This is a genomic window from Streptomyces sp. NPDC093097 (assembly GCF_044754325.1).
Taxonomy (GTDB): domain Bacteria; phylum Actinomycetota; class Actinomycetes; order Streptomycetales; family Streptomycetaceae; genus Streptomyces.
On sequence record NZ_JBIVOW010000003.1, the window covers coordinates 268808 to 294246 of the forward strand.

Sequence of the window (25439 nt, forward strand, 5' to 3'; positions counted from 1 at the left end):
GTAGTGAGCGGGATGTCCGCGTGCGCCCGGCTTGCCGCGCGTACACGGGAATGTCTTCGTCATAACGCGCCAAGGGCGGACCGGTCTTCCCGCTTTCGCGGGAAGAGGCGGTCCGCCCCTGACGTGCTGTCGACGTGCGTCCTACGCCCGAATTACTGGGCGACCGGGACGATGTTCACGACCTTGCGGCCGCGGAAGGTGCCGAACTGCACCGCGCCGGGCTGCAGGGCGAACAGGGTGTCGTCGCCACCGCGACCGACGCCCGTGCCCGGGTGGAAGTGGGTGCCACGCTGGCGGACCAGGATCTCACCGGCGAGGACGGTCTGACCGCCGAAGCGCTTCACACCGAGCCGCTGAGCGTTGGAATCGCGACCGTTCCGAGTGGACGATGCGCCCTTCTTGTGTGCCATGTCTCCTCAGTCCCTTACTTCGCCGGAGCGTCGATGCCGGTGATCTTCAGCGCCGTGTGGAGCTGGCGGTGGCCGATCCGCTTCTTGTAACCGGTCTTGTTCTTGTACTTCTGGATCCGGATCTTGTCGCCCTTGTGGTGGTCGACGACCTCGGCCTGGACCTTCACGCCCGCCAGCACCCACGGGTCGCTGGTGACCGCGTCGCCGTCGACGACCAGCAGCGTCGAGAGCTCGACGGTGTCGCCGACCTTGCTGGTGGCCATGCGGTCAACTTCGATGACGTCGCCGACAGCAACCTTCTGCTGACGGCCGCCGGTGCGCACGATCGCGTACACGCGGAACTCTCTCTCGCTAGGTTTCGATCCTCTGATGCCAGCTGCTCTCACGGGCTCAGGGACGTCCCGTGGAATCCGACCCGTGGATGACGGGTGGACGAGCGGCCTCCCTCGGCGGGGCCGAGAGGTGTGTGCTCAGAAGTGTCGGTGTCCGATGGACAGACACCGACGGTCAAGGTTACGGGGCCTTGACCAGGGGGTCAAACCGGCCCCGGGTCGCCGTGGGACGACCCGGGGCCGGGCACTGCTCAGTCCTCCGCGGAAGCGGACACCGACGGGGCCGAGGGCTGCTCGGCGGCCGCGGTCTTCTTGGCCGCCGCCTTCTTCGTCGTCGTCTTCTTCGCGGTGGTCTTCTTGGCCGCGGCCTTCTTGGCGGTGGTCTTCTTCGCCGCCGTCTTCTTGGCCGTGGTCTTCTTCGCCGCCGTCTTCTTGGCGGTGGTCTTCTTCGCCGCCGCCTTCTTCGCGGTGGTCTTCTTCGCCGCGGGCGCCGGCTCGGCGGCCTCCGCAGCCTCGGCGGGCGCCTCGGCCGGTGCGGCGACGGGCTCGGCGACCGGTTCGGCCGCCGGTGCGGAGATCACGATCGTCCCCGCGGCCTCATCGACGCTCGAAGGCGAGCCCACCGGCGCGGACACCCGGCGGGTGGCCCGACGACGCGGACGCGCAGGCGCGGGCTCGGCCACCACCGCGGGCGCCTCGGCGACCGGCTCCGGGGCCTTCTCCGGCTCCGGCTCGGCGACCGGCACCACGATCGCGGCGGCCTCCTGGGACACCTTGGGCGCGCCCGCCGGCGCGGACACCTTCCGGCTCGCCCGGCGACGGCTGCGGCCCCGGCCGCCAGCGGCGGCCTCGGCCTCGGCGGGGCTGCTGAACCACTCGTCGGCACCGGCCACCACCGGCTGCAACTGGGCCTCGGTCACCGCGACCGGCTCCAGCTCGGGCGCCTCCTCGGCGGGCACCGGCTCCACCGGAGCGGTCGGCGCCTCGACCTCGGCCGGCTGCTCCGGCTGAGCGCCGTTCGCCCCGGCCTTGCCCTTCTTCTTGCGCTTGCCGCCACCGGCCGACGGCTGGTCCATGTGGACGAGCACACCACGGCCGTTGCAGTGCACGCACTGCTCGGAGAAGGACTCCAGCAGCCCCTGGCCGACCCGCTTGCGGGTCATCTGGACCAGGCCGAGCGAGGTGACCTCGGCCACCTGGTGCTTGGTGCGGTCCCGGCCCAGGCACTCCAGCAGGCGCCGCAGCACCAGGTCGCGGTTGGACTCCAGGACCATGTCGATGAAGTCGATGACGACGATGCCGCCGAGGTCCCGCAGCCGCAGCTGACGGACGATCTCCTCGGCCGCCTCCAGGTTGTTCCGGGTGACGGTCTCCTCGAGGTTGCCGCCCTGGCCGGTGAACTTCCCGGTGTTGACGTCGATCACGACCATGGCCTCGGTCTTGTCGATCACCAGCGAACCGCCGCTGGGCAGCCAGACCTTGCGGTCCAGCGCCTTCATCAGCTGCTCGTCGATCCGGTACGTCGCGAAGACGTCGACCTCGGAGGTCCACCTCTGGAGCCGGTCGACGAGGTCCGGCGCGACGTGCGAGACGTAGCCGTGGATGGTTCCCCAGGCGTCGTCACCGCTGACGATGACCTTGGAGAAGTCCTCGTTGAAGATGTCGCGGACGACCCGGACGGTCATGTCCGGCTCGCCGTACAGCAGGCTCGGCGAGCTGGTGGAGGACGCCTTCGCCTTCTTCTGGATCTCCTCCCACTGCGCCTGGAGCCGCTCGACGTCCCGGCGCAGCTCGTCCTCGCTCGCGCCCTCGGCGGCGGTGCGCACGATGACGCCCGCGTCCTCGGGGACGATCTTCTTGAGGATCTGCTTCAGCCGGGCCCGCTCGGTGTCCGGGAGCTTGCGGCTGATACCCGTCATCGAGCCCTCGGGCACGTAGACCAGGTAGCGGCCGGGCAGCGAGACCTGGCTGGTCAGGCGGGCGCCCTTGTGGCCGATCGGGTCCTTGGTGACCTGCACCAGGACGGACTGGCCGGACTTCAGCGCGGTCTCGATGCGGCGCGGCCCGTTGGCCATGCCCAGCGCCTCGAAGTTGACCTCGCCCGCGTACAGCACGGCGTTGCGGCCCTTGCCGATGTCGACGAAGGCGGCCTCCATCGACGGCAGGACGTTCTGCACCTTGCCCAGGTAGACGTTGCCGACGTAGCTGGTGGCCTGCTCCTTGTTGACGAAGTGCTCGACGAGCACGTTGTCCTCGAGGACGCCGATCTGGGTGCGCTCGCCGCTCTGGCGGACCACCATCACGCGCTCGACGGCCTCCCGGCGCGCCAGGAACTCCGCCTCGGTGATGATCGGCACCCGGCGGCGGCCCTGCTCGCGCCCCTCGCGGCGGCGCTGCTTCTTGGCCTCCAGGCGCGTCGAGCCCTTGATGGACTGGACCTCGTCGGCGCCGGTGCCCTCGTCCTTCTTGCGGGGCTCGCGGACCTTGACGACGGTGCGCTCGGGGTCGTCGGCGTGCGCGGTCTCGGCCTCGCCGGGCTCACCGCTGCGCCGGCGGCGACGCCGACGACGACGGCTGCTGCTGGTGCTCATCGCGGCCTCGTCGGCCTCGGCCTCGGCCTCCGCCTCGGCGCCCAGCTCCTCGCCCTCGGCCTCTTCCTCGGCCTCCGCCGGCTGCTCCTCGGCACCCTCGGCCGCCTCACCGCGACGACGGCGGCGGCCGCCCCGGCGACGCCGGCGCGAGGGACGCTCGCCCTCTTCCTCGCCGACGGCCTCGACGTGCTCTTCCTCGACCTCGGCGGCCTCTTCGACCTCGGGGGCCTCCTCGACCACCGGCTCCTCGACCTGCGCCGGAGCCACCTGCTCCGCGGCGATGGGCTCACCACGGCGGCGACGGCGGCGGCGCGAGGCGGCCGCGGACACCTCTTCCTGAGGCTGCTCGACCGTCTCCGCCTGGCGGGCAGCGGCGTGCGCGGCGGCGGCGCTCTCCGGCGTCTGGAACATCGGCTCGGCGAAGACCGGCGCCTGGAAGACGGCCGTCGGCGGACGCTGCGCCCGGCGACGGGACCGGGCCGGAGCCTCGGACTCGGCCTTCTTCTCGGCCTTCTTCTCGGCACGGGGCGCCTCGGCGGCCGACTGCTCGGCACGGCGACGCGTCCGGCGCTGCGGCGCCTCGGCGGGCTCCTCGGCGGCCGGCTGCGCGGCGGCCGGCGCCTCCTCGGCGGACTGCGGCGCACCGGCCGGAGCCGTGGCCTTACGGGTGGCCCGACGACGCGCTCGCGTCGGACGCACCTCCTCCTCGACAACCGCGGCAGGGGCCTCGGTGACGGCAGCAGCCGCCTCCTCTTCCTCCTCGGCCGCGGGCTCCTCGACGACCGGCTCCGGGGCGCTCACCTTGCGGGTGGCGCGGCGGCGCGCACGGGCCGGACGGGGCTCCTCCTCGGCAGCGGCGGGCGCGGGGGTCTCCGCGAGAGCGGTGGCCGGCGCCTCCTCGGCGGACTGCGGCGCACCGGCCGGAGCCGTCGCCTTACGGGTGGCCCGACGACGCGCTCGCGTCGGACGCACCTCCTCCTCGACAACCGCGGCAGGGGCCTCGGCGGCAGCGGCGGGCGCCTCGGCGGGCTGCTCCGACGTCGCGGCGGCGGCCGGGGAACCGGCCGCGGAGGTCGCCTTGCGGGTCGCCCGGCGGCGCGGGCGGGCCGGCCGCTCCTCGGCGGCGGGCGCGGGGGTCTCCGCGGCAGCGGGGGTCGCGGCGGGTGCCGCACCGGCACCGGCCGCCGGGTCGCTGCTCACGACCGTGGTCTCGGCGGCCGCGGCGACCGGCGGGCCGGCCGGCCGGGACGCCGCACGGCGCCGGCGGCGCGGCGGCAGCGTGTCGCTGGGGGAGGTTTCGTTGTCGCCAGCGCGGTCCGCGGACCGCGTGGATTCCTTGGGCTCAATAGATTCGAGCATGCGGGCGGTTCTCCCGTCACGCTCCCGGGCGCCACGCCTGATTCCGGCCGCGGACCGCGTGATGAGCGCGGTTCCGCTCTCCGGAGGCGCGGGCGCCGCACGGGAGCTGTCGTCTCGCTCGCCGGACCCGTGGTCCGGGCCGGCGAAAGTCTCCTGGTCGGTTGCGTCCGCCGAACCGGGGTGTGGACCCTGGTCGACCGGCGACGCGTCGACGCGTCCTACGCAGTGCCGTCCCCGGAATGGGCCGGGGCCCCGCTCTGCGCCTTCGCGGTACTCAGCCCGGCGGCCGTTGATGAAGCGGCCGTGGCAGCGTCGCGGTCGGGCGCCAACGGGTCGGTCACCGTGCCGGTCTCCTCATCGAGCAGCCCCTGCGCCAGCCTGGTCACCGCTGCGGGGACCGGCGGCGCCAGGTCGGCCGTAACCCGGAGGCCGGACAGGACGTCGTCGGGTCGAACGGCAGGTGTCAGATGCCGAACAACCAGCCGCAGTATCGCACAGGCATTGCTGTCGGGCCTATCGCCCGGGATCGGGGCACCTGCACGACCCTCGGCCGGGACGGCCTCGAGTCGCGCCACCGCACCGCGGGCGTCGAACGTCCGCATGCCGTTCTTGGTGCGGCGCTCGACCGGGACCTCCTCGGCGGCGAGGAACGCCTCGACGGCGCGCCCTGCCTCCTCGGGGGCGACCCCGTCGAGCCGGATCTCCCATACCGACGCCTGGAGCCGGTCGGCGAGGCCGCTGGTGCGGGCCTCCACGGCGTCGGTGACGTCGAGTCCGGACGGAAGGGAGGCGTCGAGCAGCGCGCGGAGGGACTCCGGGTCCCGCTGCGCGGTGAGCTGGATCTCCAGGTACTCGGCCTCGCTGCCGGTGCCGGTCGGTGCGGCGTTGGCATACGACACCTTGGGGTGCGGGGTGAAGCCCGCCGAATAGGCCATGGGGACCTCGGCGCGGCGCAGCGCCCGCTCGAAAGCGCGCTGGAAGTCGCGGTGGCTGGTGAACCGGAGGCGGCCGCGCTTGGTGTAGCGCAGTCGGATGCGCTGCACCGCCGGTGCGGGCGGCGGGCCTTCGGGCTGTCGCTTGCCCAGTGTTACTTCTCCTTGGTATAAGGGCGCGGCTGGCGCCGCCCCGTCCGGATCATCCCCGCGTGGGCGGGGACACATCGTGCCCGGACGTCTTTACCTAGAGTACGTGCCGTGCCCCCGGCCGGTTCCCGCCGGGGCGTCCCGGCCGCTTTCCGCGGCCCCGTCCGTCCACCGAAATCCATTCGGACGGGTGGGCCGCCGGCGGCCCGGACACCGCACCTCACGCGGAGATCCAATACCGAAGCTTCTCCGCCCGGCGGTCCTCGAAAACCCCGCCGCACGATTCGATCACCCGGCGCGAGCCGGCGTTGGTGTCGTCGCAGGTCACCAGCACCGGATCGAGGCCCAGCCGGTGGTGCGCGTGCGGCAGCACGGCGCGCAGCATCGCGGTGGCGTGCCCCTGGCGGCGCGCGGTGGGGCGCACCGCGTAGCCGATGTGGCCGCCGAACGCGTGCAGGGACGGGGTGAGCCGGTGCCGGACGGTGATCCGTCCCAGGTAGGCGTCGCCGTCCAGCCACCAGAACGTGGACACCGGGACCGCGCCGTCGGCCCGCTCGTCCAGCGCGACCGCGCCGGTCCGGTGGACGTAGGCGGCGAAACCGTCGGCGGACGGCCAGCGGGTGTGCCAGGTCCGCAGTTCGCGGCCGAGGCTGGAGTGCGAGGAGCGGTGCACGCCCTCCGCGCGGAACTCCGCCATGGCGGCGAGGAAGGAGTCATGGACACGGACCGTGGGTGCGCTCAACTGCGGGGCCATGGCCGTCATTCTGCGCGAGCGCACCCTTCGGCGGACATGCCTCCGGCCCGGTCCCCGCGACGAAACGGGGCCGGGCCGGAGGCACGGGTGGGACTCCGTGCGTTACTTCACCACGCTCAGCGGGAGCAGCTTCTTGCCGGTCGGGCCGATCTGGATCTCGGTGTCCATCTGCGGGCAGACGCCGCAGTCGAAGCACGGGGTCCAGCGGCAGTCCTCGACCTCGGTCTCGTCGAGGGCGTCCTGCCAGTCCTCCCAGAGCCAGTCCTTGTCGAGGCCGGAGTCGAGGTGGTCCCAGGGCAGGACCTCCTCGTAGGTGCGCTCGCGGGTGGTGTACCAGTCGACGTCCACGCCGAAGTCGGGCAGCGTCTTCTGCGCGCACTCCATCCAGCGGTCGTAGGAGAAGTGCTCGCGCCAGCCGTCGAAGCGGCCGCCGTCCTCGTAGACGGCGCGGATGACCGCGCCGATCCGGCGGTCGCCGCGGGAGAGCAGGCCCTCGACGATGCCGGGCTTGCCGTCGTGGTAGCGGAAGCCGATGGAGCGGCCGTACTTCTTGTCACCGCGGATCTTGTCGCGGAGCTTGGCCAGGCGGGCGTCGGTCTCCTCGGAGGAGAGCTGCGGGGCCCACTGGAAGGGGGTGTGCGGCTTGGGGACGAAACCGCCGATGGAGACCGTGCAGCGGATGTCGTTGGACTTCGAGACCTCGCGGCCCTTGGCGATGACGTTGATCGCCATGTCCGCGATCTGGAGCACGTCGTCGTCGGTCTCGGTCGGCAGACCGCACATGAAGTAGAGCTTCACCTGGCGCCAGCCGTTGCCGTAGGCGGTGGCGACGGTCCGGATCAGGTCCTCTTCGGAGACCATCTTGTTGATGACCTTGCGGATCCGCTCGCTGCCGCCCTCGGGGGCGAAGGTCAGGCCGGAGCGGCGCCCGTTGCGGGTCAGCTCGTTGGCAAGATCGATGTTGAAGGCGTCGACGCGGGTCGACGGCAGCGACAGACCGATCTTGTCTTCCTCGTACCGGTCGGCGAGGCCCTTGGCGATGTCGCCGATCTCGGTATGGTCCGCGGAGGACAGCGACAGCAGGCCGACCTCCTCGAATCCCGTGGCCTTCAGGCCCTTGTCCACCATGTCGCCGATGCCGGTGATGCTTCGCTCCCGGACGGGACGCGTGATCATGCCGGCCTGGCAGAAACGGCAGCCGCGGGTGCAGCCACGGAAGATCTCGACCGACATCCGCTCGTGGACGGTCTCGGCCAGGGGGACGAGCGGCTGCTTAGGGTAGGGCCACTCGTCGAGGTCCATGACGGTGTGCTTGGAGACCCGCCACGGGACGCCGGAACGGTTCGGCACGACGCGCGAGATGCGGCCGTCGGCCAGGTACTCGACGTCGTAGAACTTGGGGACGTAGACGTTGCCGGTCTTCGCCAGGCGGAAGAGCAGCTCGTCGCGCCCGCCGGGGCGGCCCTCGGCCTTCCACGCCCGGATGATCGTGGAGATGTCCAGGACGGCCTGCTCGCCGTCGCCGACGACCGCGCAGTCGAGGAAGTCGGCGATCGGCTCGGGGTTGAAGGCGGCGTGGCCGCCGGCCAGGACCAGCGGGTGGTCCTCGGTGCGGTCCTTGGCCTCCAGCGGGATGCCGGCCAGGTCCAGCGCGGTGAGCATGTTGGTGTAGCCGAGCTCGGTGGAGAAGCTCAGGCCGAACACGTCGAAGTCACCGACGGGCCGGTGGCTGTCGACGGTGAACTGCGGCACCTTGTGCTCGCGCATCAGCGCCTCGAGGTCAGGCCAGACGCTGTAGGTGCGCTCGGCGAGGACGCCCTCCTGCTCGTTGAGCACCTCGTAGAGAATCATGACGCCCTGGTTGGGCAGCCCTACCTCGTACGCGTCGGGGTACATGAGCGCCCAGTGGACGTCGCAGCTGGACCAGTCCTTGACCGTGGAGTTGAGTTCTCCACCGACGTACTGGATCGGCTTCTGTACATGCGGGAGCAGGGCTTCGAGCTGCGGGAACACCGACTCGGACATCTCGAACCTTCATGGGCTGACAAGGGGCGACTCACAAGCGTAACCCGCTCGGGGCCGCCTCTCGGACGGACGGCGGCCCGGCCCCCTCCTCACCCCCGCAGCGCGTCCCGGTACTTCCGGCGCGAGACCCGCGCCCACAGATCCGGCAGCTCGCGCTCCCCCGCGGCCGCCCGGGCCTCCTCCCGGCCGTAGAGCAGGCCGAAGGTGAAACCGCTCTCACCGGCCCGGTGGGCCTGGGCCGCCAGGTCGCGGAGGGCGGCGCGGGCGACCACGCTGTCCTGGTGGTCGCCGAGGAGCTGCTGGATCTGCTTGGTGCGCCGGGTGAACTTCCGGGCCGGGCCGCCGAGCGCCGGATCGGCCGCCTCCGCCGCGTACCGGGTGCGCTTGGCGGCCTTGCGGGCGCGGTGCAGGGCCTCGTCGCGGACCGGTCCGGCGGGGGCGGCGAGCGCGGCCTCGACGCGGCGGGCCAGGCGCCGGTAGTCCTTGCGGACGGCGCCGGCGACGACGGGGGGCGCGGGGCGGGCGGCGGGGGCGCGCAGTGGCGGGGCGCCGAGCAGGGCGTGCAGGTCCTCCAGGAGGGCGAGGTAGCGCGGGCCGTCCAGGGCGGTGAGCAGCCGGCCGCGGGCGCCGGCGCGGCCCCGGACCGACCAGGTGCGCAGCCGGGCCGAGACCGGCCCCAGCCGCAGGGGCCTGGGCACCTCCGCCAGCGCGGCGGTGAGCCGGTCGGTCAGCACCTCCTGGTCCCGCCCGGCACCCAACTCCGCGGCCAGCCACTTGAGTTCGTCGCCGAGCGGTTCGGTGACGGTCCGGTCGAGCACCGCGGTGTACGAGCGGAAGGCGCTGCGCAGCCGGCGGGTGGCGACCCGCATCTGGTGGACCGCGTCGGGCAGGTCGCGCCGCGCCGCCGGGTCCAGTTCGACGATCGCGCGGACCTGCGCCCGGACGTAGCGGAGCACGACGTCCCCGGCGGTGCGGCCGCGGTCCCCGTCCGTACCGCCGACCTCCTCGGCGGCGGGCCGCGCGGCCCCTTCGGGCGCGGTCTCGACCAGCGCGCGGGCCAGTTTGGACGGCGCCGCCGAGGGGCGCGCGCCGGCCTCGACGAGCAACCGCTCGACCGCGTCCAGCAGCCCCTCGCCGGCGTCGCCCTCGGAGGCGAGCTCGACCTCGATCTCCCGCCAGCGGACCTCCCCCGCCCCTTCCGGGTGCAGCCGCCGGGCCCGTACGTCGTCGACCGCGAGCTCGGCGAGCGGCGCGCCGGCGGCGTCCCGGAGGAGGTGGGCGGTGCGCCGGGTGCGCAGCCGTACGACGGGGAGCAGCGCGGCGTCGCGGGTCCGGGAGCGGACCAGCGCGGTCAGTTCGGGGGGCGGGGTGCCGGAGAGCGGGGCGCGGATCTCGTCGCGCACCGAGGCGGTGATCTCGGGGAGGGCGACCGGGAGTTTGAGGTGCCATCCCTCGTCGGGGCCGCCGGTGCGCCGGCGCAGGGTGATCCGGGCCGCGGCGAGGCACTGGTCGGCGGTGTCGTAGTAAACGGCGTCCAGGGTCTCGGTGGGGCCCTCCACCACGCTCGCGACCTGGTCGGCGCGGGTCAGGTCGGGTAGCGGGACGGCGTCGGCGGACCGGCCCGCCTCGTACTTCCGCTCGATCTCCCGCACGGTGTCCGCCATGCATCGAATCTAGTCAGCCGCACCGCGCCCGACCAGCCGTCCGGTACCGGTCCGCATCCGGAGTGGGTGGCACCGCCGACACACGGTGTCTTACGGTGTGTGACAAGCCGTCCACGCAGCGTGGCTATCGGCTCGATCGACACCGGGAGAAACCGTGCACCCCGACACCGCAGCCGTCGCCCGGCCCCCCCTCCGCGTCGCGACGGGCGCCCGTCCGTACCTGCTCACGGCGCCGAGCCGGCCCACCGTCCCGAAGGCCGCCCGGGACTTCGTCCGCGCGGTGCTGCGCCGCGGCCCGCTCACCGCGCTGCGGGACACCGCCGTGCTCCTCACCTCCGAGGCGGTCACCCGGGCCCATCTCCGCACGCCGGGGACCGCGGACATCCTGCTGCGGGTGCTGACCGCGGCCGACGGCCTGCGGATCAGCGTGCACGACGAGGGGGCGGCCCTCCCCTCCCCCGCCCCGGCGCCCGGCGACCGCGACCCCGCGCACGGACTGCTGCTGATCAGCCGGCTCGCCGACGACTGGGGGACGACCCCGTTCGAGGGGCCGGCGCACACCACGTCCCTGTGGTTCGAGCTGCACACCGGGCGCTGAGGCCCGGCGCCGCGGGTCAGCGGGAGGCGGAGACCGGCCGCTGGACGCGGATCGACTGCAGCAGCCCGATCGCGATCCACACCGCGAACATCGAGGTGCCGCCGTAGGAGACGAACGGCAGCGGCAGCCCGGTGACGGGCATGATGCCCAGGGTCATGCCGATGTTCTCGAAGGCCTGGAAGGCGAACCACGCGATGATGCCGGCGGCCACGATCGTGCCGTAGAGCTCGCCGGTCTCGCGGGCGATCCGGCAGGCCCGCCACAGCACCACACCGAGCAGGAAGATGATCAAGCCGGCGCCGAGGAAGCCCAACTCCTCGCCGGCGACGGTGAAGATGAAGTCGGTCTGCTGCTCGGGGACGAACTGGCCGGTGGTCTGGCTGCCGTGGAAGAGGCCGGAGCCGGTCAGCCCGCCGCCGCCGATGGCGATCCGGGCCTGGTTGGTGTTGTAGCCGACGCCGGCCGGGTCCAGGCTCGGATTGGCGAACGCGGCGAACCGGGCGATCTGGTACTCGTCCAGCAGCCCGAGCTGCCAGACGGCGAGGCAGCCGACGACGCCGGTGCCCAGCAGCCCCAGGATCCAGCGGTTGGAGCAGCCGCTGGCGAGCAGCACGCCGAGGATGACGGCGCCGAGGACCATCACCGAGCCGAGGTCGGGCATGAGGAGGATCACGCCCACCGGGATGGCGGCCAGGCCGAGCGCCTGGAGGACGGTGCGGTGGTCGGGGTGCGGGCGGTCGCCGGCGTCGACCCGGGCGGCCAAGATCATCGCCATGCCCAGCGTGATGGTGATCTTGGTGAATTCGGCGGGCTGGAGCGAGAAGCCGCCGGGGATCGCCAGCCAGGAGCGCGAGCCGTTGATGGTCGCGCCCAGCGGCGTCAGCACCAGCACCGCCAGCAGCACCGCGCCGGCGAAGAAGAACGGGACGGCGCCGCGCAGGGTGCGGTGGCCCAGCCAGATGGTGCCGGCCGCCAGCCCGATGCCGATCGCGGTGTTCAGCAGGTGGTGGACGAGGAAGAGGTACTGGTCGCCCTTGTTCAGTTCGGTGCGGTTGCGGGTGGCCGAGTAGACCAGCAGCGAGCCCAGCAGGGAGAGCACCAGACAGGACACCAGCAGTATCCAGTCCAGCCGGCGCACCACCGAGTCGCGTGCCGTCAGCCGGCCCCAGACGCTCTGGTCGGGGCCGTAGCGGCGGACGGAGAAGGTCCGGGACAAGAGCGGTGTGGTCACTGCTGGGGGCTCCCGGAGGGGGACGGCGCGGGGCTGGACGGCGGCTTGATGGGCTGGGCGGGGATGGTGCCGTCACTCTCGATCTTGGGCAGCTTGCTCTCCGGGTGGGGCAGCAGCGCCGCCTTGGGGTCGATCCCGCCTTGGTCGTCGACGCCGTAGAGCGCGTTGTAGATGTTGCGGACGGCCGGGCCGGAGGCACCGGATCCGGTACCACCCTGGGAGATGGTCATCACGATCGTGAAGTCCTTGGTGTACGTCGCGAACCACGAGGTGGTCTGCTTGCCGTAGACCTCGGCGGTACCGGTCTTGGCGTGCATCGGGATCTTGTCCTGCGGCCAGCCCTGGAACCGCCAGGCGGCGGTGCCCCGTTCGGTCACGCCCTGGAGCGCGGCGTCGATCTGCTGGAGGGTCTGCGGGCTGTCCGGCAGCCGGCCGTGCGACCGGGGCTTGATCATCTGCACCTTCTTGCCGCTGGGGCTGACGATCGCCTTGCCGACGGAGGGGGTGAAGAGCGTGCCGCCGTTGGCCAGTGCCCCGTAGATGGCCGCCATCTGGATCGGGGTGACCAGGGTGTCGCCCTGGCCGATGGCGTAGTTGATCGAGTCGTAGGCGTGCAGCTTCATGCCTTCGAGGCAGTTCTCCCGCGCGAGCTTGGAGACATAGTCGTCGGCGTCCTTGGGGTGCGCGCACCAACTGTCCTTGTTGGCCGCCCAGAAGGCGTTCTTCCACTGGCGGTCGGGGACCCGGCCCTTGACCTCGTTGGGCAGGTCGATGCCGGTCTCCTTGCCGAGGCCGAACTGGTGGGCGGTCTTGTAGAACCAGTCGCGGGGGTTCTTGCTGGGCTTGTCCCCGCCGTCCTTCTGCCACTCCTCGTGCCCGAGGCGGTAGAAGACGGTGTCGCAGGAGACCTCCAGCGCCCGGCCCAGGCTGATGTCGCCCTGGGATTCGCCCTCGAAGTTCTTGAAGACCTGCCCGCCGATGCTGTACGAGCTGGTGCAGGGGTAGGGGCCCTTGAAGGAGTAGCCCGCGTTGACCGCGGCCGAGGTCGAGATCACCTTGAAGATCGAGCCGGGGGCGGACTGCCCCTGGATGGCGCGGTTGAGCAGCGGGTAGTTGGAGGCCTTGCCGGTGAGCTTGGCGTAGTCCTTGCCGGAGATCCCGCCCACCCAGGAGTTGGGATCGTAGGTGGGGTTGGAGGCCATCGCCACCACCCGGCCGGTCTTCGCCTCCATGACGACCACGGCACCGGAGTCGGCCTTGTAGTTGGTGCCGGTGTTCTTGTCCATCTGCGTGCGGGCGGCCTTCATGGCCTGGTCGAGCTGCTGTTCCGCCAGGGCCTGGACGCGGGCGTCGATGCTGGTGATCAGGGTCGAGCCGGCCTGGCCCTTGTCGCTCTCGGCCTGGCCGATGACCCGGCCGAGGTTGTCGACCTCGTAGCGGGTGACGGCGGCCTTGCCCCGCAGGTAGTTGTCGTACTCCCGCTCCAGCCCGGAGCGGCCGATCTGGTCCGAGCGCAGCAGCGGCGAGGGGCCGTCCTTGGCCTTCTGGATCTCCTCGTCGGTGACCGGCGAGAGGTAGCCCAGGACCTGGGCGGTGTTGGCCTTGCCGGGGGCCGCGTAACGGCGGACGGCGGTGGGCTGGGCGCTGATACCGGGGAAGTCCTCGGAGCGCTCGCGGATCTGCAGGGCCTGCTGGGTGGTGGCCTTGTCGGTGATCGGGATCGGCTGGTAGGGCGAGCCGTTCCAGCAGGGCTGCGGGGTCTTGGCGTCGCAGAGCCGGACCTTGTTGTGGATGTCCCGCGTCGACATCCCCAGCACCTGCGCCAGCCGGGCGAGCACGGCCTTGCCGCCGTCCTTCATCCGCAGCAGGTCGGTGCGGCTGGCGGAGACCACGAGCCGGGTCTGGTTGTCGGCCAGCGGCACCCCGCGGGCGTCGAGGATGGAGCCGCGGGTGGCGGGCTCGATGACCTGCTGGACGTGGTTGGACTTGGCCTTGGCGGCGTACTCCTGGCCGTTGCGGATCTGGAGGTACCAGAGCCGGCCGCCGAGCGTCGCCAGCAGCGAGAAGACCAGGATCTGAATGGCGATCAGCCGGATGGTGACCCGGGAGGTCCTTCCCGTCTCCGGAATATTGCTCATGGCGCGCAGCGCCTCCAAGACGGGTGGTGGTCGGGTGACGGGTGGGCGCTCACAGCCGCTTGACCCCCTTGATGCCCTTGATGCCCTTGCGTCCGCCCCGGGCCGGTTTGGGCACCCGGCCGGTGCGGATCGCCTTCATCGCGCCGCGGCTGGCCTTCAGACCGGTGCCGGTGGCGAGCCAGCCGTACGCCGGCTGCCGGCCGGCCACCGCGCCGCCGGAGTCCGCGGCCAGCGGATCGTGTTCCGTCCTGCGCGCCACCGCCATCACCAGCGGAACGGTGAACGGGGCGAGCAGCAGATCGTAGAGAGTGGCGCTGAGCAGCAGCCCGACCAGGCCGACGTGCCGGGCGGCGGTGTCGCCGACCAGTGAGCCGACCCCGGCGTACAGCAGCGTCGAGCCGATCGCGGAGCCGAGCACGACCATCAGCGGCAGGGTCGCCGAGCGGTGCTGGCCGCCGTCCGGCTTCGTCAGGCCCGCGGCGTAGCCGATGACGCACAGGACCAGTGCGTACCGGCCGATGGCGTGGTCGGCGGGCGGGGCGAGATCGGCGAGCAGCCCGGCGCCGAAGCCGATGAGCGAGCCGCCGACCTGCCCGTAGACCAGGGCCAGGCCGACCACGACCAGCATCAGCAAGTCCGGTACGGCGCCCGGCAGATGGAGTCTGGCGAGGACGCCGACCTGGACGATCAGGGCGACCACCACCAGCGGGGTGGCGAGCAGGATCCGGTTGATGCGCATCGGTCAGCTCCTGGGGGAAGCGCTCGCGGAGGGGGTCGCCGTGACGGTGACCGTCGGCGTCGGCCGGGGCTTGACCGGGGGCGGCAGGACGGTGTCCCGCGGGTCATGGCGCGGCGGCTGGACCACGATGCCGACGACGTCGAGCGACGAGAAGGAGACGAACGGCCGGATCTGGAGGGTCCGGGTCAGATCGCCGTCGAGCGGCTCGACCTTGGCGACCGTGCCGACCGGCACCCCGGGCACGAACGGCTTGTCCTTGCTGGAGCCGAAGGTGACCAGCCGGTCGCCCTTCTTGACGTCGGCCCTGCCGTTGAGCAGTTGGACGCGGAGCGAGCGGACGCCCTGGCCGTTGGCGAAGCCGATCTCGTTGGTCTTCTCCATCCGGGTGCCGACGGTGAACTCCGGGTCGGCGGCGAGCAGGACGGTGGAGGTGTGCGCGGTGACGGTGGTGATCCGGCCGACCAGCCCGTCGCCGTTGAGGACGGTCATGTCGCGGGCGATGCCGTCGCGGCTGCCGGCGTCGATGGTGACGGTCCAGGAGAAGCCCTGCGCGGACCCGATGGCGATGACCTCGGCGCCCTTGATGGCGTACTGGCCGGCGGCCGCGGTCCTGAGGATCTTGTCGAGCTCGGCGGCGCGGCTGCGGTTGCGGTCCGGGGTGCCGAGCTTCAGCTTCAGGGCGGCGTTCTCGTGTTCCAACTGGCGGATGCGGTTGTGGCGTTCGTCGGAGTCCCGTACCGCGCTGACGGCGTTGCCGACCGGGTTGACGACGCGGGCCACGCCGCGCTCGACCGGTCCGAAGGCGGAGGCGGCGGCTTGCCGGGCACCGTCGAGCGGGGACTGTTCGCCGCCGCGGATATCCACCGTGATCAGCGCGAACGCGATCGCGATCAGCAGCACCAGCAGCAGCCGGCTCTCTCGTGTGTCCCTCACGTGCGGCGGCCGTGTCCTTCCTCGTAAGGACCGGCCGGCTGCGCCCGCCGGTCTCGTTCGGGGGTTGAGCATTCTGCCTTGCTGTAACGGGCGATGGTGAATCGTCGGTGCACCGTGTCTGTGGGGGCGTTGCGCCGGGGAACGGCGATCCGCGGGCGGATCGGCCGTTTCTGGTGCCCGACCCGGGCGAACGGCGCATGGCGCCCTCGCGACGGGCCGGGACCGGGAGGGTCAGCGGCGCGGCTGGGCGTCCAGGACCTGCTGGAGCGCCTCGAACTCCTCGACGCACTTGCCGGAACCGAGCGCGACGGAGTCGAGCGGGTCCTCGGCGATGTGGATCGGCATGCCCGTCTCGCGGCGCAGCCGCTCGTCGAGGCCGCGCAGCAGCGCACCGCCACCGGTCAGAACGATGCCGCGGTCCATGACGTCACCGGACAGCTCCGGCGGGCACTTGTCGAGGGTCGTCTTGACCGCGTCGACAATGGAGTTGACCGGCTCCTCGATGGCCTTGCGGACCTCCGCCGCCGAGATGACGACGGTCTTGGGCAGCCCGGAGACCAGGTCGCGACCGCGGATCTCGGTGTGTTCGTCCTGCTCCAGGTCGTACGCCGAACCAATGGTGATCTTGATGGACTCGGCGGTGCGCTCGCCCAGCAGGAGGCTGTACTCCTTCTTGATGTGCTGGATGATCGCGTTGTCCAACTCGTCGCCGGCGACCCGGATGGACTGGGCCGTGACGATCCCGCCCAGCGAGATCACCGCGACCTCGGTGGTACCGCCGCCGATGTCCACGACCATGTTGCCGGTGGCCTCGTGGACCGGCAGACCGGAACCGATCGCGGCGGCCATCGGCTCCTCGATGATGTGCACCTGGCGCGCGCCGGCCTGGGTCGACGCCTCGATGACCGCGCGGCGCTCAACTCCCGTGATACCGGAGGGAACACAGACCACCACCCGCGGGCGGGCGAGGTAACGCCGCTTGTGGATCTTGAGGATGAAGTAGCGGAGCATCCGCTCGGTGATCTCGAAGTCGGCGATCACGCCGTCCTTCAGGGGCCGCACGGCGACGATGTTGCCGGGTGTCCGGCCGATCATCTTCTTCGCCTCGGCGCCGACCGCCAGGATGCCGCCGGTGTTGGTGTTGATGGCCACGACCGACGGCTCGTTGAGGACGATGCCGCGGCCCCTGACGTACACCAGCGTGTTGGCGGTCCCGAGGTCGACAGCCATGTCACGGCCGATGAACGACATGTTGTTCCCCATGAGGATACGTCTGGCCTTCCCAACTGGAGCGAATGCTTACTTTGAGGTCGGCAGGAGGTGATGCGCCGTGCGGCGCGGGAAGCCTCCATCGTAGTTCGTAGTGTTCCCACTCGAACACGTCGGGAGGCCGCCCAGCCATTGTCGGCCGTACACGCACCCGCCCCCCTTAATGGTGACGTCGTGTCGCGGGAACGCGTTCCCCCGCGACCGCCGTATACACCGAGGGGCGGCCGATGATTTCATCGGTCGCCCCTGGTCACAAGGGGGTTGGGCGTTGACGTTGCGTCAGGAAATGCCGGGGAAGAAAATCTTGATCTCGCGCTCGGCGGACTCTTCGGAATCCGAGGCGTGGATCAGATTTTCCCGGGTGATCGTCCCGAAGTCCCCACGAATGGACCCACTGGGCGCGGCAATCGGGTCAGTGGGGCCGGCCAGCGCGCGGACGCCCTCGATGACCCGCTCGCCCTCGACGACCAGTGAGACGACCGGCCCGGAGGACATGAACTCCACCAGCGGCTCGTAGAAGGGCTTGCCGACGTGCTCGGCGTAGTGCTGCTCCAGCACCTCGCGGTCGAGGGTGCGCAGTTCCAGCGCGGTGATCGTCCAGTTCGCCTTGCGCTCGATGCGGCGGATGATCTCACCGACCAGACCGCGCTCGACGGCATCGGGCTTGAGGAGGACGAGGGTGCGCTGGCTCACGGAGGGACTCCCTGGTGTCTGGAGGACGGTCGGCGGCGCCAGGCTATCGCCTGGGCGCGGGGGCGTAGGTGGTCGGGTGCGGTGCCGGGGCAACGCCGGTCAGCTCGCGGCCGGGGCTTCCGCCTGCGCGGCGAAGCGCGCCCGCGCCGCGTCCACCTGGCGGCCGAAGTGGACCGAGGCCCACCACAGCGCGGCGAACACCGCGCCGAGGAAGAACATCGTCGGGACGATCAGACCGCTGGCGATCAGCAAGATCTGCAGAGCCCAGCCCAGTTGCACACCGCCGGGGCGGGAGAGCATCCCGCACAGCAGCACGCTCAGCAGCATCCCGACACCGCTGACGATCCAGATGGTGGCCCGGGGGATGTCGGTGAGCTGCATCGCGACCAGACCGGCGAAGCCGATCACGAAGAACTCCCCTATCAGGGTGCTGGCACACAGCGTGCGCATGGTCAGTTCCTTCCCAGAAGCAGCCGGGCCTCGCCGACCGTGAACACCGAGCCGGTGACCAGTACGCCGGCGCCGGCGTACTCGCCCTCCTCCTCGGCGAGGGTGATCGCCGCCTCCAGCGCGTCGTCCAGCCGCGGCTCGACCTGGACCCGCTCGGCGCCGAAGACCTCCACCGCGATGGCGGCCAGCTGGTCCGGGTCCATCGCGCGCTGGCTGGAATTACGCGTCACCACGACCTCGGCGAAGATCGGCTCGAACGCCTCCAGCACGCCCCGGACGTCCTTGTCGTCGCTGGCGCCGAGGACCCCGATGAGGCGGCTGAAGTCGAACGCCTCGGCGACCGTCTCGGCCGCGGCCCGCGCGCCGCCCGGGTTGTGCGCGGCGTCCAGGACCACCGTGGGGCTGCGCCGGACGACCTCCATCCGGCCGGGCGAGGAGACCGAGGCGAACGCGGAGCGGACGATGTCGATGTCGAGCGTGCGGGCGTGGCCCGCGCCGACGCCGAAGAACGCCTCGACGGCGGCGAGCGCGACCGCGGCGTTGTGCGCCTGGTGGGCGCCGTGCAGCGGGAGGAAGACGTCCGGGTACTCGCCGCCCAGCCCGCGCAGGGTCGTCATCTGGCCGCCGACCGCCACCTCACGGGAGAGCACGCCGAACTCCATGCCCTCGCGGGCCACCGTGGCGTCCACCTCGACGGCGCGCTTGAGCATCACCGAGGCCGCGTCCACCGGCTGCTGGGCCAGTACGACGGTGGCGTCCTTCTTGATGATCCCGGACTTCTCGCCGGCGATCTGCTCGGGCGTCTCGCCCAGGCGGTCGGTGTGGTCCAGGGAGATCGGGGTGATCACCGCGACATCCGCGTCGATGACGTTGGTCGCGTCCCAGGTGCCGCCCATGCCGACCTCGACGACCGCGACGTCCACCGGGGCGTCGGCGAACGCGGCGTACGCCATCGCCGTCAGCACCTCGAAGAAGGAGAGGCGGTACTGCTGCCGGCCGTCGATCATCTCGACGTACGGCGCGATGTCGCGGTAGGTCTCGATGAAGCGCTCGGCGGAGATCGGGCTGCCGTCGAGGCTGATCCGCTCGGTGACGGACTGGATGTGCGGGCTGGTGTAGCGGCCGGTGCGCAGCTCGAAGGCGCCGAGCAGCGCCTCGATCATGCGGGCCGTGCTGGTCTTGCCGTTGGTGCCGGTGATGTGGATGGAGGGGTAGGCCCGCTGCGGGGAGCCCAGGATGTCCATGAGCGCGGCGATGCGCTCCAGGGACGGGTCGAGCTTGGTCTCGCCCCAGCGGCCGGCCAGCTCCTCCTCGACGGCGCGCAGCACGCGGTCGACCTCGGGGTCGGCGGGGCGGGCCGGGATCTGGTCCCCCTGCGGCGGTCCGGCCTGCGCGCGCAGGGTCCGGCTGCCGGCCTCGATCACCGCGAGATCGGGGTCTCTGTGCGTCTCGGCCTCGACCATCTCGTCGAAGGCGTCGGAGGGCTCGGGAGTCGGGTCGGGCTCGTCGTTCTGGGGGCGCTCGCTCACGACGACAAGTCTACGAGGCACCACCGACAACCGGCCTGCGCCGCCCCCGCTCCCCGCCGGGGCGGCCGCCGCCGCGCCCGTCAGGACAGCGCCGCCTGCATCATCGCCTTGGCGATCGGGGCCGCCAGGCCGTTGCCGGAGACCTCGTTGCGGGCCGCGTGCCCGTCCTCGACCATCACCGCCACCGCGACCTTGTGCCCCTTGCCGTCGTCGGCGTACGAGACGAACCAGGCGTAGGGGGTGCCGCTGTTGTCGACGCCGTGCTGGGCGGTGCCGGTCTTGCCGCCGACGGTCACCCCGTCGATCTTCGCGTTGGAGCCGGTGCCCTGGTTCACCACCGTCTGCATCGCCGAGCGGAGCTGCTCGGCGGTGCGGGCCGACATCGCCTTGCGGTAGGTCTTCGGGCCGTTCTGCTGGAGGGTGTTGCCGCCGCCGTCGGTGAGCTTGTCGACCAGCTGCGGGGTCTTGAGGTCGCCGCCGTCCGCGATCGCCGAGGCGACCATCGCCATCTGGAGCGGGGTGGCCTGGTCATCGAACTGGCCGATGCCGGAGAGCGCGGTCTGCGCCTGGTCCATGTCCTTGGGGTAGACGCTGGTGGTGGCGCGCACCGGGACATCCAGCTTGGCGTCGTTGAAGCCGAGCTTCTCGGCCTGCGCCCGCACCTTGTCCTTGCCCAGGTCGACGGCGATCTTCGCGAAGACGGTGTTGCAGGAGTACTGGAGCGCGGTGCGGATGGTGGCGTTCTGGCAGGGCGCCGAGGCGTTCTCGTTGGTCAGCGGGGTGCGGGTGCCCGGGAGGGTGTACGGGTCGGGGCTGCTGGTGGGCTGGTCCACGGAGGAGTACAGGCCGTTCTCCAGCGCGGCGGCGGCGACCACCAGCTTGAAGGTGGAGCCGGGCGGCAGCGGCTGGCGCAGCGCGCGGTTGAGGTTGGGCTGGCCGCTGTCGTTCGTCAGCGCCTGCCACGCCTGCTGGTCGGCGGCGGTGGACCCGGCGAACTTCCCCGGGTCGTACGACGGGGTGCTGACCATGCCCAGGATCCGGCCGGTCGCCGGGTCCAGGGCGACGGCCGCACCGGTCTTGCCGCCGAACGCCTCGTAGCCCGCCTTCTGCACCTTGGGGTCGATGGTGGTGGACACGTCGCCGGCCTTGGGACGCTCGTGCAGCAGGGTGTCGGCGGGGTTCTGGAGCCGGCTGTCGGTGCCGCCGAGCAGGCCGCCGTAGAGGCTCTCCAACTGGGTGCTGCCGAAGATCTGCGAGGAGAAGCCGGTGACCGGTGCGTAGAGGGGGCCGTCCGTGTACGTGCGCTTGTACTTGAGCGAGGAGGAGGTGGCGGCGGAACCGGTGACCGGCTGGCCGTCGACGAGGATGTTGCCCAGCGGCGCCCCGTACTTGGCGATGTTCACCCGCGGGTTGTGCGGGTTCTCCCGGTAGTCGCTGGCCTTGGCGCCCTGGATCCAGGTGGCCCAGCCCATCAGCACCAGGATCATGGAGAGGCAGAAGACCGAGACCCGTCGCAGGGGTTTGTTCATGGGCACGGCTCCTCGCGGCTGGGACGGGACCGGACACGGTGCTTCCACCGGAACTCCGGCATTCCGGTCCACCGTGCCTCGCCTTCATGAGAGCGTCATGAGAACCGCGCACCACCGGGTGTGAGCGATCAGACCATCGGGCGGGACAACTTCCCGCCGCCCGGCGCCCTCTAGGACGGCGGGGTCCGAAGTGCCCCCGGACCGAACGACCGCGGTCCTTGCAAGGCGTTGAGAAGTCAGGAAAGCAGGAGCTGAAGAGGCGTGCCGGCAATCAGTCAGCGGATGCACTTGGTGCTGCTCACCGCCTGGACCGTGCTGTGGTTCATGATCGTGGAACCGCACGGCGGCTTCTCCTGGCACTACCTCCGCACCGGCGGCGAGCTGATATACCAGGGCAGCTCCGGCGACGGCACCGGCGGCCTCAACCTCTACGCGCACCACCCCGAGCTCCAGATGGGGCCGATCAGCTTCCTGACGGCCGGGCTGTTCAACCCGTTCCCGGAGGCCACCGGCCAGTTCCTCGCCGCGGCCCTGATGTCCGCGCTGGGCCTGGTCATCCTGGTACTGGCCGGCCGCAGCGCGGCCCACCACTTCCTGGGCACCGGCACCAACCACCAGCGGCTGCGACAGCGGGTGCTGATCGCCGGGCTGGCCTTCATCCCCATGTGGATCGAGGTCGCGGTCCGCTTCGGGCACCTCGACGACGTCCTGGCACTGTTCTTCACCGCCCTCGCGGTCCGCGCCGTCACCCGCGGCAACGCCGCCCTGACCGGCGCCTTCCTGGCCCTGGCGATGGACTCCAAACCGACCGCGCTGGCCTTCGTCCCGCTGCTGCTGGCACTCCCGAGGGACAAGTGGGTCAGGGCCGCCCTGTGGTGCGCGGGACTGGTCGCCGTCGCCTGGCTGCCGTTCTTCCTCGGCGACACCCAGTCCTTCGCCGCCGCCAGGTTCGCCATCCCCAACCACCCGGCGTCCGCGCTGCGTTGGCTGGGCGTGGCCGACCCCGAGACGCCCGGCTGGGACCGTCCCGCGCAGTTCGCGCTCGGGCTGGTGCTGGGCGGCCTCGCGGTCTGGCGGGGCCGCTGGGCGGCCGTGGTCCTGCTGGGCGCCAACGCCCGGATCGTCCTCGACCCCAGCGTCTACACGTACTACACCGCCTCGGTACTGCTCGGCACGCTGCTGTGGGACGTCATCGGGCAGCGCCGCCTGGTCCCCTGGTGGAGCTGGCTGGCGCTGCTCATCCTCTACGGCAGCGTCTTCGCCGTGCCGGACGACTCCGCCCGCGGCCTGATCCGGCTGGCGTTCGTGGCGGCCTCCACCGCGTACGTCCTGCTGTGGCCGGTCCGGGAGCGGGGCGACCGCGGCGGCCGGCGGGGACGGCGCAGGCCCCCCGCCCGGGTGGACGAGGGGCCTGTGGCGCCGGAGACGGCGTGGCCGGAGCCGCCGGCGACTACGCGCCGGGCAGCGCCGCCAGCTGTGCAGTGATCCGCTCGATGTCGGCCTCGGCGGCCGCCTTGCGGGTGCGGATCTTCTCCTTGACCTGCTCGGGGGCCTTGGCCAGGAACGCCTCGTTGCCGAGCTTGGCGGTGGTCTGCGCACGCTCCTTCTCGGCCGCCGCCAGGTCCTTCGTCAGCCGCTTCCGCTCGGCCTCGACGTCGATCGCGCCGGACAGGTCCAGGGCGACCGTGGCGCCGGCGACCGGCAGCGAAGCGGTGGCGGTGAAGTCCTCGCCGGCCGGCGTCAGACGCAGCAGCGAGCGCATCGCGGCCTCGTGCGCCGCCAGCGGCGTACCGGCCAGGTCCAGCCGCGCGGGGACCTTCTGGCCCGGCTGGAGGCCCTGGTCGGAGCGGAACCGGCGGACCTCGGTGACGACCTGCTGGAGCATCTCGATCTCCCGCTCGGCGGCCTCGTCCCGGAAGCCGCCGGCGGCATCGGAACCGGGGACGGCCACGGCCGTCGGCCAGTCGGCGACGACGACCGACTCGCCGCCGGTCAGCGCCGTCCACAGCTCCTCGGTGACGAACGGGACGATCGGGTGCAGCAGCCGCAGGGTGACGTCGAGGACCTCGCCGAGCACCCGGCGGGAGGCGTCGGCCGCCGGGCCGCCGGCCTGGAAGGTGGTCTTGGACAGCTCGACGTACCAGTCGAAGACCTCGTCCCAGGCGAAGTGGAAGAGGGTGTCCGAGAGCTTGGCGAACTGGTAGTCGTCGTAGTACGCGTCGACCTCGGCGACCACCGCGTTGAGCCGGGAGAGGATCCACCGGTCGGTCGCCGACAGCGCGTCAGCGGACGGCAGTTCGCCCTCCACCGTCGCGCCGTTCATCAGCGCGAAGCGGGTGGCGTTCCAGATCTTGTTGGCGAAGTTGCGGGAGCCCTGGACCCAGTCCTCGCCGATCGGCACGTCCACGCCCGGGTTGGCACCGCGGGCGAGGGTGAAGCGGACCGCGTCGGAGCCGTAGGCGTCCATCCAGTCCAGCGGGTTGACCGCGTTGCCGAAGGACTTCGACATCTTCTTGCCGAACTGGTCGCGGACCATGCCGTGCAGCGCGATGGTGTGGAACGGCGGGGTGCCGTCCATCGCGTACAGGCCGAACATCATCATCCGGGCGACCCAGAAGAAGAGGATGTCGTAGCCGGTGACCAGGACGGAGTTCGGGTAGAACTTCGCCACGCTCGGGGTCTGCTCGGGCCAGCCCAGCGTGGAGAACGGCCACAGGCCGGACGAGAACCAGGTGTCCAGGACGTCGGTGTCCTGGTGCCAGCCCTCGCCGCTCGGCGGCTCCTCGTCCGGTCCGACGCAGACGACCTCGCCGTTCGGCCCGTACCAGACCGGGATGCGGTGGCCCCACCACAACTGCCGCGAGATGCACCAGTCGTGGAGGTTGTCGACCCAGCCGAAGTACCGGGACTCCATCTCCTTGGGGTGGATCGCGACCTTGCCGTCGCGGACCGCGTCACCGGCGGCCTTCGCCAGCGGGCCGACCTTGACCCACCACTGCATCGACAGCCGCGGCTCGATGGTGGTCTTGCAGCGCGAGCAGTGCCCGACGGAGTGGGTGTACGGGCGCTTCTCGGCGACGATCCGGCCCTCGGCGCGCAGCGCGCCGACGATCGCCGACCGGGCCTCGAAGCGGTCCAGCCCCTGGAACGGGCCGTGCGCGGTGATCACGCCGCGCTCGTCGAGGACGGCCAGGCTGGGCAGGTCGTGCCGGCGGCCGATCTCGAAGTCGTTGGGGTCGTGCGCCGGGGTGACCTTGACCGCGCCGGTGCCGAACTCCGGGTCGACGTGCTCGTCCGCGACGACCGGGATCCGGCGGCCGGTCAGCGGCAGCTCGATCTCGGTGCCGACGAGGTGGGCGTAGCGCTCGTCCTCGGGGTGGACGGCGACGGCGGTGTCACCGAGCATCGTCTCGGCGCGCGTGGTGGCGACGACGATCGAGGAGTCGCCCTCGCCGTACCGGATCGAGACCAGCTCGCCGTCGTCGTCCTGGTACTCCACCTCGATGTCGGAGATGGCGGTCAGGCAGCGCGGGCACCAGTTGATGATGCGCTCGGCGCGGTAGATCAGCTCGTCGTCGTAGAGCCGCTTGAAGATCGTCTGGACGGCCTGGGAGAGGCCCTCGTCCATGGTGAAGCGCTCACGGGACCAGGCGACACCGTCGCCCAGGCGCCGCATCTGGCCCGAGATCTGGCCACCGGACTCGTTCTTCCACTGCCAGACCCGCTCGACGAACTTCTCGCGGCCCAGGTCGTGCCGCGAGAGGCCCTCCTTGGCGAGCTCGCGCTCGACGACGTTCTGGGTGGCGATGCCGGCGTGGTCCATGCCCGGCTGCCACAGCGTCTCGAAGCCCTGCATGCGCTTGCGGCGGGTGAGGGCGTCGATCAGCGTGTGCTCGAAGGCGTGGCCCAGGTGGAGCGAGCCGGTGACGTTGGGCGGGGGGATGACGACGGTGTACGGCGGCTTCTCGCTCTTCTCGTCCGCCTCGAAGTAGCCCCGCTCTACCCAGCGCTCGTACAACGGCCCCTCTACATCGGCCGGCGTGTACTGAGTCGGCAGTTCGGGGACGCTGTGCTTGGGCTGCTGAGTGTTCTCGGTCACGACCGACAGTGTAC

At 71.6% G+C, this 25439-nt stretch carries 19 protein-coding genes; 2 read left to right on the forward strand and 17 right to left on the reverse strand.

Annotated elements, in window-relative coordinates; all coding sequences use genetic code 11:
• Window positions 1–152: 152 nt before the first annotated feature.
• From rpmA to ACIQE0_RS06645, 7 genes are all read right to left on the reverse strand, one after another.
• Window positions 153–410: a 50S ribosomal protein L27 gene (gene rpmA / locus ACIQE0_RS06615; RefSeq protein ID WP_366334640.1), complete on the reverse strand. Its 258-nt coding sequence runs from the start codon at window positions 408–410 to the stop codon at window positions 153–155.
• A gap of 14 nt (window positions 411–424) precedes the next feature.
• A complete protein-coding gene (gene rplU / locus ACIQE0_RS06620) occupies window positions 425–745 on the reverse strand; it encodes a 50S ribosomal protein L21 (protein ID WP_366334638.1) in 321 nt (106 codons plus the stop codon).
• A gap of 248 nt (window positions 746–993) precedes the next feature.
• The gene (locus tag ACIQE0_RS06625; RefSeq protein WP_402329523.1) at window positions 994–4692 is read right to left on the reverse strand and encodes a ribonuclease E/G; all 3699 of its coding nucleotides are present in this window, start codon (window positions 4690–4692) and stop codon (window positions 994–996) included.
• Between the two features lie 218 nt (window positions 4693–4910).
• Complete coding sequence (locus ACIQE0_RS06630) at window positions 4911–5735, reverse strand: TIGR03936 family radical SAM-associated protein (RefSeq protein ID WP_366334635.1); 825 nt, start codon at window positions 5733–5735, stop codon at window positions 4911–4913.
• A gap of 259 nt (window positions 5736–5994) precedes the next feature.
• Window positions 5995–6528 carry a GNAT family N-acetyltransferase gene (locus ACIQE0_RS06635; protein WP_402329525.1) on the reverse strand — a complete coding sequence of 178 codons (534 nt, stop codon included), beginning with the start codon at window positions 6526–6528 and terminating at the stop codon, window positions 5995–5997.
• 102 nt (window positions 6529–6630) lie between these two features.
• The gene (locus ACIQE0_RS06640) at window positions 6631–8553 is read right to left on the reverse strand and encodes a TIGR03960 family B12-binding radical SAM protein (protein WP_402329527.1); all 1923 of its coding nucleotides are present in this window, start codon (window positions 8551–8553) and stop codon (window positions 6631–6633) included.
• Window positions 8554–8642: 89 nt separating this feature from the next.
• Window positions 8643–10217 carry a CHAD domain-containing protein gene (locus tag ACIQE0_RS06645; RefSeq protein ID WP_402329529.1) on the reverse strand — a complete coding sequence of 525 codons (1575 nt, stop codon included), beginning with the start codon at window positions 10215–10217 and terminating at the stop codon, window positions 8643–8645.
• A gap of 154 nt (window positions 10218–10371) precedes the next feature.
• Here ACIQE0_RS06645 and ACIQE0_RS06650 point away from each other — a divergent pair, with 154 nt between their 5' ends.
• A complete protein-coding gene (locus ACIQE0_RS06650; RefSeq protein WP_402329531.1) occupies window positions 10372–10815 on the forward strand; it encodes an ATP-binding protein in 444 nt (147 codons plus the stop codon).
• Between the two features lie 16 nt (window positions 10816–10831).
• Here ACIQE0_RS06650 and ACIQE0_RS06655 read toward each other — a convergent pair whose 3' ends face one another.
• From ACIQE0_RS06655 to ACIQE0_RS06695, 9 genes are all read right to left on the reverse strand, one after another.
• Entirely contained in the window at window positions 10832–12046 is a 1215-nt protein-coding gene (locus ACIQE0_RS06655; RefSeq protein WP_366334625.1) for an FtsW/RodA/SpoVE family cell cycle protein, read from the reverse strand.
• Window positions 12043–14184: a penicillin-binding protein 2 gene (mrdA, locus tag ACIQE0_RS06660; protein ID WP_366334623.1), complete on the reverse strand. Its 2142-nt coding sequence runs from the start codon at window positions 14182–14184 to the stop codon at window positions 12043–12045. The genes ACIQE0_RS06655 and mrdA overlap by 4 nt, the downstream gene beginning before the upstream one ends.
• A 49-nt stretch (window positions 14185–14233) precedes the next feature.
• The gene (gene mreD, locus ACIQE0_RS06665; RefSeq protein ID WP_366334621.1) at window positions 14234–14923 is read right to left on the reverse strand and encodes a rod shape-determining protein MreD; all 690 of its coding nucleotides are present in this window, start codon (window positions 14921–14923) and stop codon (window positions 14234–14236) included.
• Between the two features lie 3 nt (window positions 14924–14926).
• Entirely contained in the window at window positions 14927–15856 is a 930-nt protein-coding gene (gene mreC, locus ACIQE0_RS06670) for a rod shape-determining protein MreC (protein WP_366334619.1), read from the reverse strand.
• Window positions 15857–16087: 231 nt separating this feature from the next.
• Entirely contained in the window at window positions 16088–17107 is a 1020-nt protein-coding gene (locus ACIQE0_RS06675; protein WP_366334722.1) for a rod shape-determining protein, read from the reverse strand.
• A gap of 297 nt (window positions 17108–17404) precedes the next feature.
• Window positions 17405–17818 carry a nucleoside-diphosphate kinase gene (gene ndk / locus ACIQE0_RS06680; RefSeq protein WP_366334617.1) on the reverse strand — a complete coding sequence of 138 codons (414 nt, stop codon included), beginning with the start codon at window positions 17816–17818 and terminating at the stop codon, window positions 17405–17407.
• Window positions 17819–17917: 99 nt separating this feature from the next.
• Window positions 17918–18268: a DUF4233 domain-containing protein gene (locus tag ACIQE0_RS06685; protein WP_366334615.1), complete on the reverse strand. Its 351-nt coding sequence runs from the start codon at window positions 18266–18268 to the stop codon at window positions 17918–17920.
• A gap of 2 nt (window positions 18269–18270) precedes the next feature.
• Complete coding sequence (locus ACIQE0_RS06690; RefSeq protein WP_402329535.1) at window positions 18271–19797, reverse strand: bifunctional folylpolyglutamate synthase/dihydrofolate synthase; 1527 nt, start codon at window positions 19795–19797, stop codon at window positions 18271–18273.
• Window positions 19798–19877: 80 nt separating this feature from the next.
• Complete coding sequence (locus tag ACIQE0_RS06695) at window positions 19878–21326, reverse strand: penicillin-binding protein 2 (RefSeq protein ID WP_366334611.1); 1449 nt, start codon at window positions 21324–21326, stop codon at window positions 19878–19880.
• A gap of 282 nt (window positions 21327–21608) precedes the next feature.
• Between ACIQE0_RS06695 and ACIQE0_RS06700 the strand changes: the two genes are divergently transcribed.
• A complete protein-coding gene (locus ACIQE0_RS06700) occupies window positions 21609–22811 on the forward strand; it encodes a hypothetical protein (RefSeq protein ID WP_366334720.1) in 1203 nt (400 codons plus the stop codon).
• On the opposite strand, the gene ACIQE0_RS06705 is transcribed toward ACIQE0_RS06700, so the two are convergent.
• Window positions 22777–25425: a valine--tRNA ligase gene (locus ACIQE0_RS06705; RefSeq protein ID WP_366334609.1), complete on the reverse strand. Its 2649-nt coding sequence runs from the start codon at window positions 25423–25425 to the stop codon at window positions 22777–22779. The two genes, ACIQE0_RS06700 and ACIQE0_RS06705, sit on opposite strands and share 35 nt — an antisense overlap.
• Window positions 25426–25439 lie beyond the last annotated feature (14 nt).

Bases quoted from the DNA above. Each gene is read 5' to 3' on its own strand.
- ACIQE0_RS06695 (WP_366334611.1), bottom strand. From the start codon at position 21,326: ATGAACAAACCCCTGCGACGGGTCTCGGTCTTCTGCCTCTCCATGATC.
- ACIQE0_RS06635 (WP_402329525.1), bottom strand. From the start codon at position 6,528: ATGGCCCCGCAGTTGAGCGCACCCACGGTCCGTGTCCATGACTCCTTC.
- ACIQE0_RS06640 (WP_402329527.1), bottom strand. From the start codon at position 8,553: ATGTCCGAGTCGGTGTTCCCGCAGCTCGAAGCCCTGCTCCCGCATGTA.
- mrdA (WP_366334623.1), bottom strand. From the start codon at position 14,184: ATGAGCAATATTCCGGAGACGGGAAGGACCTCCCGGGTCACCATCCGG.
- ACIQE0_RS06685 (WP_366334615.1), bottom strand. From the start codon at position 18,268: ATGCGCACGCTGTGTGCCAGCACCCTGATAGGGGAGTTCTTCGTGATC.
- rpmA (WP_366334640.1), bottom strand. From the start codon at position 410: ATGGCACACAAGAAGGGCGCATCGTCCACTCGGAACGGTCGCGATTCC.
- ACIQE0_RS06625 (WP_402329523.1), bottom strand. From the start codon at position 4,692: ATGCTCGAATCTATTGAGCCCAAGGAATCCACGCGGTCCGCGGACCGC.
- mreD (WP_366334621.1), bottom strand. From the start codon at position 14,923: ATGCGCATCAACCGGATCCTGCTCGCCACCCCGCTGGTGGTGGTCGCC.
- ACIQE0_RS06675 (WP_366334722.1), bottom strand. From the start codon at position 17,107: ATGTCGTTCATCGGCCGTGACATGGCTGTCGACCTCGGGACCGCCAAC.
- ACIQE0_RS06645 (WP_402329529.1), bottom strand. From the start codon at position 10,217: ATGGCGGACACCGTGCGGGAGATCGAGCGGAAGTACGAGGCGGGCCGG.
- ACIQE0_RS06700 (WP_366334720.1), top strand. From the start codon at position 21,609: ATGCACTTGGTGCTGCTCACCGCCTGGACCGTGCTGTGGTTCATGATC.